At 74.2% G+C, this 322-nt stretch carries 1 protein-coding gene; it reads left to right on the top strand.

Annotated elements, in window-relative coordinates:
- A partial coding sequence (locus JT719_RS24445) for a carbon-nitrogen hydrolase family protein (RefSeq protein WP_207436405.1) occupies positions 1-322 on the top strand: 322 nt, incomplete at both ends.

Below are 322 nucleotides of genomic sequence, written 5' to 3'. Positions count from 1 at the left end.
GGTCCAGCCGGCCATCGAACAGTCCCTGAAATGGGACCCGGCGGAGCGCGACCGCAACATCCAGGCCCAGCTCGCCCTGTCGGCGGCGCCCTCGGCCGAGCCGGTGACCCACGTCATCTGGGCGGAAACCGCCGTGCCCCTGTTCCTGGAGCAGGACGCCCAGGTGCGCCAGGCGCTCGGCGCGGTGACGCCGCCGGGCGGGCTGGTCGTGACCGGCGCGCCGCGCGCCGGGCTCGGCCCGGACGGCGACCGGCGCTACTACAACAGCCTTCTGGCGGTGGACGGGTCCGGAGCGGTGACGGCGCGTTTCGACAAGTTCCAC

It is taken from the genome of Sabulibacter ruber, from assembly GCF_017355955.1.
Taxonomy (GTDB): Bacteria; Bacteroidota; Bacteroidia; order Cytophagales; family Hymenobacteraceae; genus Nibribacter; species Nibribacter ruber_A.
Note: the sequence above shows the minus strand (reverse complement) of the source record. Positions and strands in the feature narration are given on the sequence as shown.